Below are 19924 nucleotides of genomic sequence, written 5' to 3'. Positions count from 1 at the left end.
GGCCGCCCCGGCCGACGTCCGCGGACGCGTCCTAGGCCTCCGCGTGCAGACTCATCGGGCCGTAGATCTCGGTGGCGTCCTCGAAGAGCCGCACCTGGTCGGCGCCGCCGGCCAGCAGGGCCTTCCACTGCTCGCCGATCCAGGACTCGGCGTCGCCCTGTGTGGTGAACTCCTCGGGCTCCACCGCGGGCTGGACCTCCGTCCCGTCGGCCTTCTCGAACCGCCACGTCCATGCCGCCATGTAGGCCTCCCTTTGATCCAACTGATGCATCGTATGCGGTTCAGTACGGGTGCCGATATAACTCCGCAGGTTGTGGGGTGGGTGCGGGTGTGTGGGGGGCTGGTCGCGCCCACGCGGCGGAGCCGCATGTCAAATACGGCCCCGCGCCCCTTTGGGGCGCGCTGCAGGGGGCGCCGACTGAAGCGAGAACCATCGGGACGGGTGAAAATCAGTACGTGGAAGTGACTTTGCTCGGTACCGGTGCTCCTGCGGGGCTGCCTCGCCCCGGCTGTTCCTGTGCGGCTTGTGCGTGTGCCGTCGGGGAGGATGCGCGGGCCGCCACCGCGCTGCTCGTCGACGGGACGCTGTTGCTCGATCTGACGCCCGGTGCGGCGTTCGCGGCGGCTCGGGCCGGGCGGTCGCTCGGAGGCGTACGGCAGGTGCTGCTGTCGCATCCGCACGACGGGCCGGCCGTCGAGGTGCCGGCCGGGCTGCCGCAGCCGGCGCGGGTGCCGGACGGGCGGGAGCTGGCGCTGCTGACGGGGCATCGGGTGCGGGCGGTGGCGATGGACTCGGGCGGCACCGGGTACGCGGTGACCGGTCCTGAGGGGCAGCGGCTGCTGTACCTGCCGCCGGGCGGGGCGCCGGCCGGGCTGGAGAACGGGAGCGCGGAGTCGTACGACATGGTGCTCCTCGACGTCGTGGGGCGGCCGGACGCGCTGGCGCGGCTGCGGGCGGTCGGTTCGGTGGGGCCGGCCACGGATGTCCTCGCCGTGCATCTGGACCATGACGTGCCGCCCGGCGCGGAGTTGCGGCGGCGGCTGGCGGCGGCCGGGGCGCGGGCGGTGCCGGACGGTACGACGCTGACGGTGGGGGTGTACGAGGACGTGCCGGACGTACCGCGGCGGACGCTGGTGCTGGGCGGGGCCCGGTCGGGCAAGTCCGTGGAGGCCGAGCGGCGGCTGGATTCCTTTCCCGACGTGCTGTACGTGGCCACCGGCGGGACCCGCGGCGGGGACACCGAGTGGGCGGCGCGGGTGGCCCTGCACCGGGAGCGGCGGCCGGGGTCGTGGCGTACGACGGAGACCTGCGACCTGGTGCCGTTGCTGGCGCAGGACGGGCCGGCGTTGCTGGTCGACTGTCTGTCGCTGTGGCTGACGGACGCGATGGACTCCGTCGGGGCGTGGGACGACACGGAGTGGGCGTCGGGCGGCGAGAAGGCGCTGCGGGAGCGGGTGCGGGAGCTGACGGACGCGGTACGGGCCACCCGGCGCACGGTGGTCGCCGTGTCGAACGAGGTGGGGTCGGGGATCGTGCCTGCGACGGCGTCCGGGAGACGGTACCGGGACGAACTGGGTCGGCTGAACGCGGCGTTCGCGGGTGAGTGCGAGCAGGTGGTGCTGGTGGTGGCGGGGCAGGCGGTGGTGCTGAGGTGAGGGGCGCGGCCGGGCAACGGGCTGTCATCCCCCCTTTTTCGCGATGATCCGATAGGTGTTCGAGAAGCGTGTCCGGCGCAGCAGCGGAGCCAGGGCGTGGTCGACGGCCGCTGTCAGGGACACGAACGGGGCCGCCGCCGGGAGCCACCGCCTCGGCATCAGCCGGCCCAGGGCCAGGAAGAGTGCCGCCGAGATGTCGTACGGAACGTGGGGCGTCTTCCGGTCGGCTTTCAGGATCTCGCAGCCCTGGGACTCCAGTTCCGCCCGCAGGTTGGCCGGCGGCATGAGATGCAGGTGGCGGGGCTGGCCGTGGTGGAGCCACCACTTGCCCAGCAGCCTTGCGAACATGCTGCGCGGGTCCGGGGCCTCGATGAGGAGGTGGCCGCCGGGACGCAGCGCGGTGAGCGCGGCGCGGAGTTCGGCGCGTGGGTCGGGAGTGTGTTCCAGGTGGTGGATCATGCTGACCACGTCGTAGCGGGCGCGGAGGCGGGCCAGGACCTCCGGGGCGGTCAGCCGGCCGCAGTGGGCCTCCTCGATATGGCCCTCGGTCTGGGCCCGCGCCACCCGGAGGGTGGTGTCCAGGCCGTCGAAGGAGGTGTAGGGGAAGAGTTCCTTCGCCGTGCGCGGGAAGTGGGCGTGGCCCGTCCCCACGTCCAGCCAGCTCTCCGGCTCCGGCAGCGCCGCCAGCGCGCGGGCCGCGGCGCGGTGCCGGCGGCGGCCGGAACGGGTGGCGCGGAACCGTTCGGCGTAGTCCTCCAGGCGGCCCTCGAAGAAGTCCCGGTGGTAGAGGGCGAGGCCCTCCGGGGACAGCAGGGGGTTCTGGAAGGCGTGGGCGCAGTCGCGGCACTCGTCGACGGCGAACGTGCCGGGCCGGTGGTGGAGGAGGTCGGGCGCGCGCAGACGGGTGCGCAGGCGTCTGGAACCGCACCAGGGGCAGTCCTCGCGGCGCGGTTCGTGGAACCGGTCGGTGCCCGGGGCGAGTTCGGGCTTGGGCGGCATGGGCGGCTCCCTCTGCTTCCCGGAACACAATCCACTGCAAAACGGAACGTATGGGATACCGATCTTGCGTGCAAAGACGCCGTGCGGGTGTGGTGGCGATCTGACGCCGAACCGTTCGTTCCGTGCCGGTACTGTTCGGCGAATGAGCTCGCTTAATCTCGACGACTTCACCGATCTGATCGAGCGCCCCGACGGCGGTGTACGCCGGGACGCCGAGGCGCGCCGGGAGCGGCTGATCGTGCCGCCCGGGTCGCTGGGCCGCCTGGACGACCTGGGTGAGTGGCTGGCCGCCGCGCAGGGTTCCGTACCGGTACGGACCGTCGAACGGCCGCGGGTCCTTCTCTTCGCCGGTGACCACGGCGTCGCCGAACTCGGCGTCTCCGCGCGGCCCGCGGGCAGCGCGGAGCTGCTGGTGCGGGCGATCCTGGAGGGGGCCAGCCCGGTGGCGGTGCTCGCCCGGCGGCTCGGGGTGCCCGTGCGGATCGTGGACATGGCGCTGGACTGCGATCCGGACACGCTGCCCGAGGAGGTCGTACGGCACCGGGTGCGGCGCGGCAGCGGCCGTATCGACATCGAGGACGCGCTGACCCTGGAGGAGGCGGAGGCGGCCTTCCGGGCGGGCGTCGCGCTGGCCGACGAGGAGGCCGACTCGGGCACCGATCTGGTGGTGCTCGGTGATGTCAGCGTCGGGGGGACCACGGCGGCCTCCGTCCTGGTCGCCGCGCTGTGCGGGACCGACGCGTCCGTGGTGACCGGGCGGGGCGGTCTCGCCATCGACGACCTCACGTGGATGCGGAAGTGTGCGGCGATCCGGGACGCGCTGCGGCGGGCGCGGCCGGTGCTCGGGGACCAGTTGCAGTTGCTGGCGACGGTCGGCGGGGCGGACCTCGCGGCGATGACCGGGTTCCTGTTGCAGTCGGCGGTGCGGAAGCTGCCGGTGGTCCTGGACGGCGTCGTGACCGCCGCGTGCGCGCTGGTCGCGCAGCGGGTCGCGTTCCGGGCACCGGACTGGTGGCTGGCCGGGCACGGCAGCGGGGAGCCGGGGCAGGCGAAGGCGCTGGACCGGATGGCGCTGGAGCCGCTGCTGGAGCAGGGCGTGACGGTGGGCGAGGGCGCGGGCGCCCTGCTCGCCCTGCCCCTGGTCCAGGCCTCGGCGGCACTGGCGGCAGAACTCCCGGAGAAGCCGGAGCCGGAGCCGGAAACCGAGGAGAAGCCGGAGGAGTAGCCACCGAACGGGTCACGACCGGGACGGCACCGCCGGACTCCGCCGTCCCGACCGATCACCGCCGCGGCGGCAGAAGAAGCCCGGCGGGCCAGGGGGCCGACGGAGGCGAAAGACCGGCCGCCGAAGGAACGGGCAGAGGAGCGGAGGCCGGGCGGGTCAGGGCCGGTTGGGCACCGCCGAGATACGCCGTCCCGGCTGATCACCGTTGCGGCGGAGAAGAAAGACCGGCGGAGACGGAAGACCGGCGGACGAGGGGACCCGCGGAGAAGGCAGCCCTCCGGCGAGACGGGCCGCGGAGAAGGCAAACCTTGTGCGAGGCGGGCCTCGGAGAAGGCAGCTCTCGGGTGAGGCGGGGGTTGGGCCGAAAGCGGGGTTGGAGACGTGGTGGCGTTGGCCTGGATGGTGGGGTTCGCCATGGAGACGCCCATATGATCCCTCTCCATGGGAGATGCCCGAATTGCCGTGGAGCAGTGTGATGGACGTGAGCCGGGGCGGCGGGGTGGCGGGGTCTCCCAGCGGGCCGCCGCCTTCGCCGTGTGGTACTTGCGGGCCGTCGCCTTCGTCAACTTCCTCAGCGCGGTGTGGGTGTCGTTGGGCCAGGACGTACGGCGGCACAACCAGGAGAACTTCTTCACGCCGTACCTGCTGACGGCCGGCTTCGCCTCCGGCGTGTTCACCGCGTTCCTCGCCATCACCATGCGGCGGCGGAAGCGGGCCGCCTGGATCCTCAACCTCGTGCTGAGCGGGCTGTTCCTCGCGCTGTTCGCGTTCGCCATGGCCTTCCCGGAGATCCGGCGGTACGCGCAGAACTGGATCTCGATCGCGCTGACCGCCGGGTTCGTGGGGGCGCTGCTCGTCGGGCGGCGGGAGTTCTATGCGAAAGGCGACCGGTCCAATCCCCGGCTCGCCGCCACCGTCGCCGTCGGCGGCGGGCTGCTCGCCTCGCTGTTCGCCGCCCTCCTCGTGACCGTCACCAACCAGGCCCCGCACGCCGCGCGTTCGACGTTCGCGGAGCGCTGGCACTACGGCACCCTGCGCCTGGTGTCGGTCGCCGCCGACCCCTCCCGGTTCCCCTACATCGCACCGCCCAACTGGGTGAACGTCGTCGTCAACGTGCTCAGCACGCTCCTCGTCCTCGCCGTGCTCTACGCCGCCTTCCGCTCCCGCCGCGCCGTCGACCCGCTCACCGAGGACGACGAGAAACGGCTGCGGGCGCTGCTGGAGCGGCACGGGGAGCGGGACTCCCTCGGCTACTTCGCGCTGCGCCGGGAGAAGAGCGTCGTGTGGTCGCCCACCGGGAAGGCGGCGGTGGCGTACCGGGTGGTGGGCGGGGTGAGCCTCGCCTCCGGGGATCCGATCGGGGATCCGGAGGCCTGGCCGGGGGCGATCGTGCCGTGGCTGAGCGAGGCGCGGGCGCACGGGTGGATCCCGGCGGTGATGGGGGCCGGCGAGGAGGCCGGGACCGTGTACGCGCGGCACGGGCTGGACGCCCTGGAGCTCGGCGACGAGGCGATCGTCGAGGTCGCCGAGTTCACGCTGGAGGGGCGGGCGATGCGCACCGTCCGGCAGGCCCACAACCGGGTCGGACGGGCGGGGTACTCGGTACGGATCCGCCGGCACGAGGACATCCCGGCGGACGAGATGTCGTATCTGATCCGGCGGGCCGACGACTGGCGGGACGGGGCGACCGAGCGCGGGTTCAGCATGGCGCTGGGGCGGCTCGGGGACTCCCGGGACGGGCAGTGCGTGATGCTGGAGTGCACCGACGAGAACGGCGAGCTGCGGGCCCTGCTGTCCTTCGTGCCGTGGGGGCCGGGCGGGCTCTCCCTCGACCTCATGCGCCGGGACCGGGACTCCGACAACGGGCTGATGGAGTTCATGGTCATCGAACTGCTGCGCCGTGCCGCAGACATCCGGATCACCCAGGTCTCGCTCAACTTCGCGATGTTCCGGTCGGTCTTCGAACGTGGTGCGCGTCTCGGCGCGGGGCCGGTGCTGCGGCTGTGGAGGTCCTTGCTGAGCTTCTTCTCCCGGTGGTGGCAGATCGAGTCCCTGTACCGGGCCAACGCCAAGTACCGGCCCATCTGGGAGCCCCGGTTCCTGCTCTTCGAGAAGAGCGCGGACCTGCCGCGCATCGGCCTCGCGTCGGCCCGTGCGGAGGGGTTCCTGGGGACCGCGGCGCCGGGTCTGCCGAAGTGGGCGCGTCGCAGGCACCTGGACACGCACGGATGAGGACCCACGGATGAGAGCCCACGGATGAGGACCACCGCATGAAGTCGATCGCCCGCTGGGCCCGCACCGAGTGGGGTCTGCTGCACGCCACCGTGCGCGGTCCGCTGCTGAAGCTGCGGCTGCGGGCGGTGCCGATGGCGGCCACGGCGGTGTGCCTGACGACGTTGCTGCAGTTCGCCCAGAACCAGCCGTGGGGCTACCGGTTCGTGGAGAACATCGGGGCGGTTCGCGCCGAGGACCCGCTCTGGCTGGCGCTGCTGCGCACCCCGCTGTCGCTGTTCGTGCCGGCGCTGGATCTGCCGGTGTGGGGCGCGCTGGCGCAGATCCTGGTCGTGTTCGGCATCGCCGAGGTGTGCCTGGGCTGGTGGCGGACCCTGACCATCGCGTACGTGGCGACACTCGCCGGGACGCTCTACGCCCGCCTCGGCATCTCGCTCGGCCCGGGCAGTCCGCTGGGGCTGCCCGCCTCGGACGCGAGGGTCGTGGACACCGGGCCGTCGGCCGCCGTCGTCGGTATCGCGCTCTACCTGGGCTGGCGCTACGGCGCCTATGTCACCGCGGGCGCCGTGGCGGCGGCGATGGCGGTCGAGGTGGGGGTGAAGGAGAACCTCGCCGGCAAGGAGCATCTGGCGGCCATCGTGGGCGTGGCGGCGCTGGGCGGGGCGGTGGTGGCGGGCCGGCGGCTGCGGAACCGGTACGGTCACCGGCGGCCGGGCAGCCGGGCCGGCTCGGGGCGGTCGGGCTTGCCGCCGATCCAGTCCTGAAGGGTCCGGGTGAGTCCGGCCCAGCGGCGGTCGTGGTGGTAGGCGCGCAGTCCGGACCTGGCCCGGGCGTGCGGGCGGTTGCCGTAGAAGCGGCGGGACCAGGCCGAGCCGGGGCGGGCCAGCCGGACCGCGCCGACGATCGCGACCAGCGGGACGATCACGCCGAAGATCGCGGTGCGGGTCTTGCCCTTGCTCAGGGCGACCAGCGAGAAGGCGAAGTTCGCCACGATGTTGGCGATGACGGTCCCCCGGCTCTGGAGTTCGTCGGCCGAGAGGTCGTTGACGCCGAACGGGGAGAACCCGGCGAGCAGCAGGCCGACCAGCGCGGCGGTGATGACGACGGCCTCGACGCTCTTACGGCCCTCCTCGGTCCAGTAGACGTCGTCGAGGTGCAGGATCAGCGCGAACTCGTCGAGCACGAGCCCCGCGCCGATGCCGAAGACGATCGCGGCGAGGGCCGCGCCGAAGCCCTGGCGGGCGCTGGCGACCGCGCCGAAGCCGCCGACGATGATCAGGACGACCCCGGGGACCACGTGGTGGATGTGCAGCCCGCCCGCCTTCACATTGCCGAACGGGCCCTTTCCGGCCCGGATCAGCCGGGTGATGACCCGCGTGATCACGAAGGTCAGGACGAAGGCGGTCAGGGCGAGCAGCAGCGGGAGTTTGCCGGGCTCGATGATGTTCCGTTCCAACCAGTGCCCCATGTGCGCACTTTATCCCCGGCCGAAGTCCGGCGGGGGCTCGGTCGGACCCTGCTCGGGGCGCGCCTGAAGGCGGGCCGGCACCCGGCCGGGACACGGCCCTTCCTGACCACCGGGTAACCTTCGCCGGTGGCTGCGACCTCTGCGACTCCCTGGCCGGACGGCCTCCGCTTCGCCTTCGGCACCCTCACCGCGTTCCCCGTGAAGGTCACCCGCTGGGACCGCGAGGCGGCCCGCGGTGGCATGCTGTGCGCTCCGCTGGCCGGTCTCGCGGTCGGCGTCTGCGCGGGCACGGCCGGTGCGCTGCTGCTGCTGGCCGGTGCGAGTGCGCTGCTGGCCGCGGTCGCCGCTGTCGCGCTACCGGCCGTGCTCACCCGGGGGTTGCACCTGGACGGCCTCGCCGACACGGCCGACGGGCTGGGCAGCGGCAAGCCCGCGGAGGACGCCCTGCGGATCATGAAGCAGTCGGACATCGGGCCGTTCGGGGTGATCACGCTCCTCCTCGTCCTGCTCGGGCAGGTGGCCGCGCTGGCCCAGGCGTACGGCGACTCGTGGCAGCGGGGGGCGCTTGCCGCGGTCGTCTCGGGGACGGTGGCGCGGCTGGCGCTGACACTGGCCGCGGTGGACGGGGTGCCCGCCGCCCGGCCGGAGGGGCTGGGGGCGGCGGTCGCGGGGGTGGTGCCGAAGGTGGGGGCCTCGCTGGTCACGGTCGCGGTGATGGCGGCCGCGGCGGGCGCGGGGGCGGCGATCGGGGCCGGCGAGAGTCTGCGGGCGCTGCTCGCGGTGGTCGGCGCGGAGATGGCGACCGACGTGCTGCTGCGGCACTGCAGACGGCGGTTCGGCGGGGTCACCGGGGATGTGTTCGGGGCGCTCGCCGAGACGGCGGCGACGACCGCGCTGGTCGTTCTCTGCCTCGGGTGACCGGCGTCAGCAGGTTTTGCGCCACACCCCCAGTTCGTACTTCTTCTCCAGCGAGCTCAGCCTCAACTTCCGTGACTCGGCGCAGAACTTGCTCGTCGCCAGTTCGTACTCCACGTGGAAGACCGCCTTGTCCGCCTCGATGAACGGCTTCAGGTCGTCGCACTCGCCGTACTGGGCGCACTGCTCGTTCACCGCGAAGTCGAAGTCCCCTACCAACTGCGGGATTTGGTCCAGGTCGTTCTTCAGGCCCACCGACATGCCCCGGTCGTGGGCAAGTTGGGCGACGAGCCTGTTGTAGCGGAGCTGGTCGGCCGCCTTGAGGGGGAAACCGGTGCGGTTCTTGTAGCCGTCCATGTTGTCGGGCTCCACCGCGTCGAACCCCTTGTCCCTGCACATGTCGAGACGGGCCGTCAGCAACGGCTTCAGGACGTCCGTACGGCGGATGTCGAGCCAGCGCTCGCCCTCCCAGCCGTTGCCACGCCCCAGCACCGACCCGGGGAACTTCTTCGCGTCCGGGCGCCAGTCCTCCCAGGCGCCGGTGGAGAGGTAGCAGATGACCCTGCGGCCGTCGCGGTGCAGTTCGGCGACGGTCGCCTTCGACTGGTCGAAGCCGTCGATGTCGTAGACGGACGCCTTGACGGAGGTGTCGACACGGCCGCTCAGCTGCCACTGCCAGCTGACCCCGGGCTCGGGCTGCCAGCGCCCGGACCCTTCCGAGGCCTGGGTGCAGCCGGCGAGCAGTGCCAGAAGGGCGAGCAGAGGCGTGGCGCGGGGTATCACCGGGCGGGCTCCAGGGTGTTCGGCGGGGTACCCCAGGATGATCTCCCATCCCGGGGACCGCTCGGCGCACGGCCCCGAACGCCACGAGTGTGCCCCGGCCCGCCGGTGGGGATGGGCCGGAAATGGCGACGACGCCACCCTCAGGTGAACGCCCGTAGGAATGAGCGAACGCATACACACGCGTAGGCTCGTCCCGGGTGTTCGCCGACAGGGTGAAGGCCCCGGTCGCAACGCGCCCTGAGGCCACGCCTAGGGTCGCTTCCCGGGCCCGGTCGACCCACCCACTCGGCCACAGCAACTCAACATCGGAAGCGAGATTCCACCACCGTGACTGCTCTCACTCTCAGCACCTCAGCGGCGCCCGGCCTCCGGGCCGACGCGATCGTGATCGGTGTCGCCAAGGGCGCCAAGGGCCCGGTCGTAGCGCCGGGCGCAGAGGCCGTGAACGAGGCCTACGACGGCAAGCTCGCCGGCGTCCTGGAGACCCTCGGTGCCTCGGGTGCCGAGGGCGAACTGACGAAGCTGCCCGCCCCGGCGGGCTTCAAGGCCCCGCTGGTCATCGCGGTGGGCCTGGGCGCCGAGCCCGAGGACCGCGACTACCCGGCGGAGGCGCTGCGCAAGGCGGCCGGTGTCGCCGCCCGCGCGCTGACCGGGGCGAAGAAGGCGGCCTTCGCGCTGCCCGTCGAGGACGCGGCCGCCGTCGGCGCCATCGCCGAGGGCGTACTGCTCGGCGCGTACTCCTTCGACACCTACAAGGACAACGGCAAGGACCCGAAGGCGAAGAACGGCAAGGCGCCGCTCGCCGAGGCCGCGCTGCTCGGCGGCAAGCCGCGGGACGCCGCCCACAAGGCGGCCGCGGCCCGTGCCACGGCCGTCTCCGAGGAGCTCAACCGCGCCCGTGACCTGATCAACACCCCGCCGAACGACCTCACGCCTGCCATCTTCGCGGGCATCGCGCAGGAGGCGGCCAAGGAGCACGGGATCAAGATCCAGGTGCTCGACGACAAGGCGCTCACCAAGGGCGGCTACGGCGGCATCCTCGGCGTCGGCGGCGGCTCGGCGGCGACGCCGCGGCTGGTGAAGCTGACGTACACGCACGCCAAGGCGGACAAGCACCTCGCCTTCGTCGGCAAGGGCATCACCTACGACTCGGGCGGCATCTCCCTCAAGCCGGCCGGCCACAACGAGACGATGAAGTGCGACATGAGCGGGGCGGCGGCGGTCTTCGCGGCCGTCGTCGCGGCGGCGCGGCTCGGTCTCGAGGTCAATGTGACCGGGTGGCTGGCGCTGGCCGAGAACATGCCGTCCGGGTCCGCGGTGCGGCCGGGCGATGTGCTGCGCATGTACAGCGGCAAGACGGTCGAGGTGCTCAACACGGACGCGGAGGGGCGGCTGGTGCTCGCCGACGCGCTGTGGGCGGCGTCGGCGGAGAAGCCGGACGCGATCGTGGACGTGGCGACGCTGACCGGCGCGATGATGCTGGCGCTGGGCAGCCGGACGTTCGGCGTCATGGCGAACGACGACGCGTTCCGTTCCACGGTGCACGAGGCCGCGGAGGAGGTGGGCGAGCCGGCGTGGCCAATGCCGCTGCCGGAGCACCTGCGCAAGGGGATGGATTCGGCCACGGCCGACATCGCGAACATGGGTGAGCGGATGGGCGGCGGGCTGGTCGCCGGACTGTTCCTGCGCGAGTTCGTGGGTGAGGGGATCACCTGGGCGCACCTCGACATCGCGGGGCCCGCGTTCAACGAGGGCGGGCCGTTCGGGTACACGCCGAAGGGCGGCACGGGGTCGGCGGTGCGGACGCTGGTGCGGCTGGCCGAGCTGACTGCCGCGGGTGACCTGGGCTGACGTCGGGTTTTGTGGGCGGGGCCTCGCCTGCGGGTAGTGCGGGGCCCCGTCGCCGAACAGCTCGGGGGGTTCGGTCGTGCGGCGGCTGCGGGTGGTCCGTGGCTTGTCGCGCAGTCCCCCGCGCCCCTGACGGGGCGCTGTCCCCCGGGGCGTTATCAAGTGAGCGTGTGGTGTCTCACACCCCGGCCCCGCGTCTCGTTCACCTCCGACAAGTGCGAAGATGGGGCTCGGCAGGACAGGGCCCCACCCACAGGGCCGAAGAAGAGCGGCCGGACACCAGCCGCCGACCGGTCGCCGTTGACCGGCGTACGGCGCACATGCATGGAGGACGTGACGTGGCGAACGACGCCAGCACCGTTTTCGACCTAGTGATCCTCGGCGGTGGTAGCGGTGGTTACGCCGCGGCCCTGCGCGGGGCGCAGCTGGGCCTGGACGTCGCCCTGATCGAGAAGGACAAGGTCGGCGGTACCTGCCTGCACCGGGGTTGCATCCCCACCAAGGCCCTGCTGCACGCGGGCGAGATCGCCGACCAGGCCCGCGAGAGCGAGCAGTTCGGTGTCAAGGCCACCTTCGAGGGCATCGACGTGCCGGCCGTCCACAAGTACAAGGACGGTGTCATCTCCGGCCTGTACAAGGGCCTGCAGGGGCTCATCGCCTCCCGCAAGGTGACGTACATCGAGGGTACGGGGCGTCTCTCCTCCCCCACCTCCGTCGACGTGAACGGCCAGCGCATCCAGGGCCGCCACGTGCTCCTCGCGACCGGCTCCGTGCCGAAGTCGCTGCCGGGCCTGGAGATCGACGGCAACCGCGTCATCTCCTCCGACCACGCCCTCGTCCTGGACCGCGTGCCGAAGTCCGCGATCATCCTCGGCGGCGGTGTCATCGGCGTCGAGTTCGCCTCCGCCTGGAAGTCCTTCGGTGCCGACGTCACCGTCATCGAGGGCCTCAAGCACCTCGTCCCGGTCGAGGACGAGAACTCCTCCAAGCTTCTTGAGCGCGCCTTCCGCAAGCGCGGCATCAAGTTCAACCTGGGCACCTTCTTCTCGAAGGCCGAGTACACCACCGACGGCGTCAAGGTCACCCTCGCCGACGGCAAGGAGTTCGAGGCCGAGATCCTGCTGGTCGCGGTGGGCCGCGGGCCCGTCTCCGCCAACCTCGGTTACGAGGAGCAGGGCGTCGCGATGGACCGCGGCTATGTCCTGGTCGACGAGTACATGCGGACGAACGTCCCGACCATCTCCGCCGTCGGCGACCTGGTCCCGACCCTCCAGCTCGCGCACGTCGGCTTCGCCGAGGGCATCCTGGTGGCGGAGCGCCTGGCCGGTCTGAAGGCCGTCCCGATCGACTACGACGGTGTCCCCCGCGTGACCTACTGCCACCCGGAGGTCGCCTCCGTCGGCATCACCGAGGCCAAGGCCAAGGAGATCTACGGTGCGGACAAGGTCGTCGCGCTGAAGTACAACCTGGCGGGCAACGGCAAGAGCAAGATCCTCAACACCTCCGGCGAGATCAAGCTCGTCCAGGTGAAGGACGGTGCCGTGGTCGGCGTCCACATGGTCGGCGACCGCATGGGCGAGCAGGTCGGCGAGGCCCAGCTGATCTACAACTGGGAGGCGCTGCCCGCCGAGGTCGCCCAGCTCATCCACGCCCACCCGACGCAGAACGAGGCGCTCGGCGAGGCCCACCTGGCCCTGGCCGGCAAGCCGCTGCACTCGCACGACTGACCCTCGGTCGACACAAGCGACGACTCAGACTTCCGCAATTCGTAAGGAGCAACCGAAACCATGGCGGTTTCCGTAACCCTTCCGGCGCTCGGCGAGAGCGTCACCGAGGGCACTGTCACCCGCTGGCTGAAGGCCGAGGGCGAGCGCGTCGAGGCCGACGAGCCGCTGCTCGAGGTGTCGACCGACAAGGTCGACACCGAGATCCCGGCCCCCGCCTCGGGCATCCTGGCCTCGATCAAGGTCGCCGAGGACGAGACGGTCGAGGTCGGCGCCGAGCTGGCCATCATCGACGACGGCACGGGCGCGCCCGCTGCCGCTCCGGCCCCGGTCGCCGAGCCCGTCGCCGCGCCGGCTCCGGCCGCCCCGGCCCCCGCGCCGGTCGCCGAGGCCCCCGCCGCCCCGGCCCCGGCCCCCGCCGCCGCTGCGCCCGCCGCTCCGGCCGGTGGCGCGTCCGGCACGGACGTGGTCCTGCCCGCGCTCGGTGAGTCCGTCACCGAGGGCACCGTCACCCGCTGGCTGAAGCAGGTCGGCGAGGAGGTCGGGGAGGACGAGCCCCTGCTCGAGGTCTCCACCGACAAGGTCGACACCGAGATCCCGGCGCCGGTCGCCGGTGTCCTGCTGGAGATCGTGGTCGGCGAGGACGAGACCGCCGAGGTCGGCGCCAAGCTCGCCGTCATCGGCGCCCCGGGTGCCGCTCCGGCGGCCGCTCCGGCCCCGGCGCCCGTCGCCGCTGCCCCGGCCGCGCCCGCCCCTGCGGCTCCGGCCCCCGCGCCCGCCGCCCCGGCCCCGGCGCCCGCCCCGGCTGCCCCGGCGCCCGCCCCGGCTGCTCCGGCGCCCGCCCCGGTCGCCGCCGCTCCGGCTCCGGCCGCCCCGGCTCCGGCCCCCGCGCCGGTGGCCGCCGCCCCCGTCACCCCGGCTCCGGCCGCTCCGGTCGACGAGGGTGCCTACGTCACCCCGCTGGTGCGCAAGCTCGCCGCCGAGAACGGCGTCGACCTGGGCTCGGTCAAGGGCACCGGCGTCGGCGGCCGTATCCGCAAGCAGGACGTCATCGCCGCCGCCGAGGCCGCGAAGGCCGCCGCCGCTGCTCCGGCCCCCGTGGCCGCCGCCGCTCCGGCCGCCGCCGCTGCCAGGAAGGCCCCGGCGCTGGAGGTCTCCCCGCTCCGCGGCCAGACCGTGAAGATGCCCCGCATCCGCAAGGTCATCGGCGACAACATGGTCAAGGCGCTGCACGAGCAGGCGCAGCTGTCCTCGGTCGTCGAGGTGGATGTGACCCGCCTGATGCGTCTGCGCGCCCAGGCCAAGGACTCGTTCGCGGCCCGCGAGGGCGTCAAGCTCTCCCCGATGCCGTTCTTCGTGAAGGCGGCGGCCCAGGCGCTGAAGGCCCACCCGGCCGTCAACGCCCGGATCAACGTGGAAGAGGGCACGATCACCTACTTCGACACCGAGAACATCGGTATCGCGGTGGACTCGGAGAAGGGCCTGATGACCCCGGTCATCAAGCACGCGGGCGACCTCAACATCGCCGGTATCGCCAAGGCCACGGCCGACCTGGCCGGCAAGGTCCGCGCCAACAAGATCACCCCGGACGAGCTGTCCGGCGCGACCTTCACCATCTCCAACACCGGCTCGCGCGGCGCGCTGTTCGACACGATCATCGTGCCGCCGAACCAGGTCGCGATCCTCGGCATCGGTGCCACGGTCAAGCGTCCGGCCGTCATCGAGACGGAGGAGGGCACGGTCATCGGCGTCCGCGACATGACGTACCTGACCCTCTCCTACGACCACCGTCTGGTGGACGGCGCCGACGCGGCCCGTTACCTGACGGCCGTCAAGGCGATCCTGGAGGCCGGCGAGTTCGAGGTCGAGCTCGGTCTCTGACCAGCCAGGCAGTACTGACGCTGTTCCACGGCGCCCCCGACCGGACCACTCCGGCCGGGGGCGCCGCATTTTGCCCCTCTCGCGGCCCTTTCCCTGCTGCGCCCACCCGGCGACCGCTACCGTGAGTCAGTTCACAAGCGGTTTCACGCGGACGAAACCCCCACCGCCTACGCCTGCATCACGGACCGCGCCGCCCTGAACGCACGGATCCAAGGTCTGCCGGCCACACCGGACGCCGAACTCCTCAACGCCTGCGCGCTCCTCGAACTCCTGGTCCACCAGGACGAGTTCACCGCCTCTGTCCACCTGGCCATGTCGGCGATCCTCGCCGACACCCCCTGGCCCACCTCCACCGCCCCCGACCGCGACCGAGCCCTCACCGGGATCACCGCCTTCATGGGACGCTCCCCTCAGCACGCCCCCTCGGCACCCTCCTCCAGAGCCTCCTGGCTGCGACCACCTCATGACCACGTGCTGACGCCCCCCACTCCCGCCGTCATCCTCGTGGTCCAGCCGGCCTCCCCGGAGTCCCCGGCACCCCGGACGCCGGAGCCGAGTACCGCACTCCGCCCACCCGGGACACCGTCGAGCCGCGCGGCAGCCGTCTCTCCTGGCGGCTGCGGAGGAAACCGCTGCCCGCATGCCCTGCCGGTCGGCCTCAGCCCCGCCGGGTCGACGCCTCGGGGCTTTACGGATCCCGTCGGCCCGGGAAGCATGTAAGTCTCGTCTCACCTGCGCGAAAGCGCCCCCGTGCACCTCTCCCGAAAGGCAGTCCGGCCTTATTGTCTAAACGTCAAACGCCCTTAAGGAGCTCCCATGACCGCGCCCGTCGTCCACTCGCTGCGCGAGCAGATCCGCGAGCACATCGTGGAGGGGATCGTCAGCGGGCGCTGGCAGCCGGGCGAGCGGATCGTGGAGCGGCGGATCGCCACGGAGCTGGAGGTCAGCCAGACGCCGGTGCGGGAGGCACTGCGTGAGCTGGAGTCCCTCCGGCTGATCGAGTCGGCACCGAACAAGGGCGTGCGGGTCCGGAACCTGACGGCGGCGGACCTGGAGGAGAGCTACCCGGTGCGGGCCGGGCTGGAGGCGATCGCGGCGGAGCTGGCGGCGGAGCGGCTGGCGGAGGACTGCTCGGCGCTCGAACCGCACGTGGCGGCGCTCTACGAGGCCGACCGGAACGCCGACGGCACGGCCCAGGTCCGCCACACGGTCGGCTTCCACCGCGAGCTGGTCCGGGCGGCCGGCAACTCCGTCCTGCTGCACACCTGGGAGGGGCTGGGCATCGAGGTGTTCACCGCCCTCTCCATCCGCTGGCTGGGGACGGTCCAGCAGTCGTACGCCGAGGAGCACGAGGAGCTGGTCGCCGCGTTCCAGCGCCGGGACCCGCGGATCGCGGAGATCGTGAAGGCGCATGTCCTGGGGTGCGCGCCGAGGGCGTGAGGGGCCGCCGTACGCTGACCCGGGATCCGCGGGATCCGGGATCCGGGGCGACGGAGGAGACCTGACGTGACGGTGGGCGAGGCGCCGGTGAAGCGGCGGCGGGTATGGGTGCTGTGGTGCGTGGCCGGTCTCGCGTACGCCGTCGACCTGGGGAGCAAGCTGGCGGTGGTCGCCTGGCTGGAGGGGCGTGCCGCCGTACCGGTGATCGGGACCTGGATGGAGTTGCGGGTCCAGCGCAACCCCGGCGCGGCGTTCAGCATGGGCCGGACCACGACCATCCTGTTCACGCTGATCGCGGCGGGTGTAGCCGTCGCCGTCGTCCGGGTGTCCCGGCGGCTGACCAGCACACCGTGGGCGGTCTCGCTGGGGCTGATCCTGGGCGGGGCGGTCGGCAATCTGACGGACCGCGTCTTCCGTTCCCCCGGCGGTATGCGGGGAGCGGTGGTCGACTTCATCTCCGTGCGTGACTTCAGTGTGATGAACCTCGCCGACTGGGCGATCACCTGCGGATGTGCCCTGGCGGTCCTGTTGTCGGTGCGGGGGCAGGCGTTGGGCGCTGCCGACAGCGCCGCCGACACGGCGGCACCGACCGCGTCCCCGTCCTGAACCGAACGACCGCGTCCCCGCCCTGAACCAGAAGAGCGCGCCCCCGCTCAGACACCGCCCCACCTGCGCAAACGTCGATCGAATCACGTCACGCGGTGCCATCGCCGAAGGCACCCCGTGCCGACTTTCTCGGAATCGAGAGGTTTTGCCCCTGAACCCTTTGATCGATCATCGATCAGGGAGTTAGAGTCACCGACGGGCTTCCACCAGAGCCTCACGCCCTGTCCTGCCAAAGACCAAGGGCACCCCCGAAGAACCCCTTACCGATGAGGGAACCCCCTTCGACTGAGGAAGGCGGCGACATGACCGACCCCCAGGCCATCCAGCCGAGCGCGCTCGACCAGCTCCCCGACCGGGACCCGGAGGAGACCGCCGAATGGCAGGCCTCACTGGACGCCGTGGCCAAGGAGGCCGGGCCGCACCGCGCCGCGTACCTGATGCGCCGCACGCTGGAGCGCGCCGAGGCGGACGGCATCGCGCTGCCGAAGCTGCTCGAGACCGACTACGTCAACACCATCCCCACCGCCGTCGAGACGGCCGTCCCCGGCGACGAGGAGATGGAGCGGAAGATCACCGCGTGGAACCGCTGGAACGCGGCCGCGATGGTCACCCGGGGCTCGAAACACGGTGTCGGCGGGCACATCGCGACCTTCGCCTCCGCCGCCTGGCTGTACGAGACCGGCTTCAACCACTTCTTCAAGGGCAAGGAGGGGGACGGCAGCGGTGACCAGCTGTACATCCAGGGTCACGCCTCCCCCGGCATCTACGCCCGAGCGTTCCTCGACGGCCGGCTGACCGAGGCGCACCTCGACAACTTCCGCCAGGAGGCCGGCGGCAACGGCCTCCCGTCGTACCCGCACCCCCGCCGCCTCCCGTGGCTGTGGGAGTTCCCGACGGTGAGCATGGGCCTCGGCCCGCTCTCGGCCATCTACCAGGCCCGCTTCAACCGGTACCTGACCGCGCGCGGCATCAAGGACCTCACCGCCTCGCACGTCTGGGCCTTCCTCGGCGACGGCGAGATGGACGAGCCGGAGTCCACGGCCGCCCTCGCACTCGCCTCCCGCGAGGGCCTGGACAACCTCACCTTCGTCATCAACTGCAACCTGCAGCGCCTCGACGGCCCGGTCCGCGCCAACTTCAAGATCGTGCAGGAGCTGGAGGCCCAGTTCCGCGGCGCGGGCTGGAACGTCGTCAAGAGCCTCTGGGGCACGGCCTGGGACGAACTGTTCCAGCTCGACACCACCGGGGCCCTCGTCCGCCGCCTGCGCGAGGTACCGGACGCCCAGGTCCAGACGTACCAGACCCGCGACGCCGCCTACATCCGCGCCGACTTCTTCGGCAAGGACCCGGCGCTCGCCGAGATGGCGAAGCTGCTGAGCGACGACAAGATCCTGGAGTGCTTCCACCTCTCCCGGGGTGGTCACGAGGCGCGCAAGGTGTACGCCGCGTACAAGGCCGCCGTCGAGTTCAAGGGCGCGCCGACCGTGATCCTCGCCCAGACCGTCAAGGGCCACACCCTCGGCAACGGCTTCGCGTCGAAGAACGCCAACCACCAGATGAAGAAGCTGACGGTGGACGAGTTCAAGACGATGCGGGAGCTGCTGGAGCTGCCGATCCCGGACAGCGCCTTCGTCGACGGGGTCGTGCCCTACGGCCACCCCGGCGCCGACTCCCCCGAGGTCCGCTACCTCCAGGAGCGCCGCGCGGCCCTCGGCGGCCCGGCCCCGGCCCGCCGTACCCACGCCCTGGCCCCGCTGCCCGCCCCCGCCGACAAGGCGTTCGCCTCCTTCGACAAGGGCTCCGGCACGCAGAACGTGGCGACGACGATGGCCTTCGTCCGCCTCGTCAAGGACCTGGTCCGGGACAAGGAGACGGGGAAGCGCTGGGTGCCGATCGTCCCCGACGAGGCGCGCACCTTCGGCATGGAGAGCCTCTTCCCCTCCCTGGGCATCTACTCGCCCAAGGGGCAGACGTACGAGCCGGTCGACCGCGACCAGCTGATGTACTACAAGGAGGCCAAGAACGGCCAGATCCTCAACGAGGGGATCACCGAGGCCGGTTCGATGGCCGACTTCATCGCCGCGTCCACCGCGTACGCGACGCACGGCGAGGCGATGATCCCGTTCTACATCTTCTACTCGATGTTCGGCTGGCAGCGGACCGCCGACCAGATGTGGCAGCTCGGCGACCAGCTCGGCCGCGGCTTCCTCGTCGGCGCGACGGCCGGCCGTACGACCCTGACGGGCGAGGGCCTCCAGCACGCCGACGGCCACTCCCCGGTGATCGCCGCGACCAACCCGGCCGCGATGACGTACGACCCGGCCTTCGCCTACGAGATCGCGACGATCGTCAAGGACGGTCTGCGCCGGATGTACGGCGAGGCGGCACCGGGCGAGGACTCCAACGTCTTCTACTACCTGACCGTCTACAACGAGCCGCTCCCGCAGCCCGCCAAGCCGGCCGGGCTCGGGATCGACGAGGGCATCGTCAAGGGCCTGTACCGCTTCAACACCGCGGAGTCCGCGGGCGTGACCGTCCCGGCCAACGCCCCGCGCATCCAGCTCCTCGGTTCCGGTACGGCGATCCACTGGGCGCTGAAGGCGCAGCAGCTGCTCGCCGACGAGTGGGGCGTGGCCGCCGACGTCTGGTCGGCGACGTCCTGGTCGGAGCTGCGCCGTGACGCGATGGAGGCGGACGCCGCACTCCTGCGCGGCGAGGAGCGCGTCCCGTACGTCCGTCAGGTCCTGCACGGCGCCGAGGGCCCGGTCCTGGCCGTGTCCGACTACATGCGTCAGGTCCCGGACCAGATCGCGCAGTGGGTGGAGCAGGACTGGTCCTCGCTCGGCGCGGACGGCTTCGGCCTCTCCGACACCCGCGAGGCGGCCCGCCGCCACTTCGGCGTCGACGCCGAGTCGATCGTGGTCGCGGCCCTGGCCCAGCTGGCCCGGCGCGGCGAGGTCAAGGCGACGGCGGTGAAGGAAGCCCGGGAGAAGTACGGGCTGTAGGGAATCCGACCGGGCCACGGCGCGGTTCGGCACCGCCGAACCGCGCCGTCCCGGCCGAGCGTCGTTGCGGCGGGCAGGAGGGTGCACACACCTTCCGGTCCGCCGCTTCCCATTTCCCCCTCTGTCGGTGGGCCCCGGCATC

At 72.0% G+C, this 19924-nt stretch carries 15 protein-coding genes; 11 read left to right on the top strand and 4 right to left on the bottom strand.

Going from position 1 to position 19924, the window contains the following annotated elements; all coding sequences use genetic code 11:
- Positions 1-31: 31 nt before the first annotated feature.
- Entirely contained in the window at positions 32-241 is a 210-nt protein-coding gene (locus ACIRR9_RS09030; RefSeq protein ID WP_123977802.1) for a hypothetical protein, read from the bottom strand.
- Between the two features lie 215 nt (positions 242-456).
- Between ACIRR9_RS09030 and ACIRR9_RS09025 the strand changes: the two genes are divergently transcribed.
- Positions 457-1656: a bifunctional adenosylcobinamide kinase/adenosylcobinamide-phosphate guanylyltransferase gene (locus tag ACIRR9_RS09025; RefSeq protein ID WP_403749192.1), complete on the top strand. Its 1200-nt coding sequence runs from the start codon at positions 457-459 to the stop codon at positions 1654-1656.
- 24 nt (positions 1657-1680) lie between these two features.
- Here the strand turns inward: ACIRR9_RS09025 and ACIRR9_RS09020 are convergent, their stop codons facing one another.
- Positions 1681-2655 carry a class I SAM-dependent methyltransferase gene (locus ACIRR9_RS09020; protein WP_403749190.1) on the bottom strand — a complete coding sequence of 325 codons (975 nt, stop codon included), beginning with the start codon at positions 2653-2655 and terminating at the stop codon, positions 1681-1683.
- Positions 2656-2797: 142 nt separating this feature from the next.
- On the opposite strand from ACIRR9_RS09020, the gene cobT reads away from it, so the two are divergent.
- The 3 genes from cobT (at position 2798) to ACIRR9_RS09005 (ending at position 6876) form a co-directional block, all read left to right on the top strand.
- On the top strand, positions 2798-3880 hold the full coding sequence (gene cobT / locus ACIRR9_RS09015; protein ID WP_365336085.1) for a nicotinate-nucleotide--dimethylbenzimidazole phosphoribosyltransferase: 1083 nt from the start codon (positions 2798-2800) through the stop codon (positions 3878-3880).
- A gap of 441 nt (positions 3881-4321) precedes the next feature.
- Complete coding sequence (locus ACIRR9_RS09010; RefSeq protein ID WP_403749188.1) at positions 4322-6112, top strand: phosphatidylglycerol lysyltransferase domain-containing protein; 1791 nt, start codon at positions 4322-4324, stop codon at positions 6110-6112.
- A gap of 38 nt (positions 6113-6150) precedes the next feature.
- Positions 6151-6876, top strand: a complete 726-nt coding sequence (locus tag ACIRR9_RS09005) for a hypothetical protein (RefSeq protein WP_365336087.1) — start codon at positions 6151-6153, stop codon at positions 6874-6876.
- Here the strand turns inward: ACIRR9_RS09005 and ACIRR9_RS09000 are convergent.
- Positions 6813-7580: a hypothetical protein gene (locus tag ACIRR9_RS09000; RefSeq protein WP_403749187.1), complete on the bottom strand. Its 768-nt coding sequence runs from the start codon at positions 7578-7580 to the stop codon at positions 6813-6815. The genes ACIRR9_RS09005 and ACIRR9_RS09000 overlap by 64 nt on opposite strands.
- Positions 7581-7706: 126 nt before the next feature.
- On the opposite strand from ACIRR9_RS09000, the gene ACIRR9_RS08995 reads away from it, so the two are divergent.
- Entirely contained in the window at positions 7707-8498 is a 792-nt protein-coding gene (locus tag ACIRR9_RS08995) for an adenosylcobinamide-GDP ribazoletransferase (protein ID WP_403749184.1), read from the top strand.
- A 6-nt stretch (positions 8499-8504) separates the two neighbouring features.
- On the opposite strand, the gene ACIRR9_RS08990 is transcribed toward ACIRR9_RS08995, so the two are convergent.
- Positions 8505-9275: an endo alpha-1,4 polygalactosaminidase gene (locus ACIRR9_RS08990; protein WP_403749700.1), complete on the bottom strand. Its 771-nt coding sequence runs from the start codon at positions 9273-9275 to the stop codon at positions 8505-8507.
- Between the two features lie 330 nt (positions 9276-9605).
- On the opposite strand from ACIRR9_RS08990, the gene ACIRR9_RS08985 reads away from it, so the two are divergent.
- From ACIRR9_RS08985 to aceE, 6 genes are all read left to right on the top strand, one after another.
- Positions 9606-11129, top strand: coding sequence for a leucyl aminopeptidase (locus ACIRR9_RS08985; RefSeq protein ID WP_403749182.1), 1524 nt, complete (start codon positions 9606-9608; stop codon positions 11127-11129).
- 335 nt (positions 11130-11464) lie between these two features.
- Positions 11465-12853, top strand: a complete 1389-nt coding sequence (lpdA, locus tag ACIRR9_RS08980) for a dihydrolipoyl dehydrogenase (protein ID WP_403749180.1) — start codon at positions 11465-11467, stop codon at positions 12851-12853.
- A 60-nt stretch (positions 12854-12913) separates the two neighbouring features.
- Complete coding sequence (sucB, locus tag ACIRR9_RS08975; protein WP_403749178.1) at positions 12914-14731, top strand: 2-oxoglutarate dehydrogenase, E2 component, dihydrolipoamide succinyltransferase; 1818 nt, start codon at positions 12914-12916, stop codon at positions 14729-14731.
- A gap of 816 nt (positions 14732-15547) precedes the next feature.
- On the top strand, positions 15548-16171 hold the full coding sequence (locus ACIRR9_RS08970; RefSeq protein WP_123977790.1) for a GntR family transcriptional regulator: 624 nt from the start codon (positions 15548-15550) through the stop codon (positions 16169-16171).
- 66 nt (positions 16172-16237) lie between these two features.
- Positions 16238-16777, top strand: coding sequence for a signal peptidase II (gene lspA, locus ACIRR9_RS08965; RefSeq protein WP_403749176.1), 540 nt, complete (start codon positions 16238-16240; stop codon positions 16775-16777).
- A 302-nt stretch (positions 16778-17079) separates the two neighbouring features.
- Positions 17080-19782: a pyruvate dehydrogenase (acetyl-transferring), homodimeric type gene (gene aceE, locus ACIRR9_RS08960; protein WP_403749174.1), complete on the top strand. Its 2703-nt coding sequence runs from the start codon at positions 17080-17082 to the stop codon at positions 19780-19782.
- The last annotated feature ends 142 nt before the right edge of the window (positions 19783-19924 follow it).

The sequence above is a fragment of the Streptomyces sp. NPDC101234 genome (genome assembly GCF_044767525.1).
GTDB classification, from domain to species: Bacteria; Actinomycetota; Actinomycetes; order Streptomycetales; family Streptomycetaceae; genus Streptomyces; species Streptomyces sasae.
Note: the sequence above shows the minus strand (reverse complement) of the source record. Positions and strands in the feature narration are given on the sequence as shown.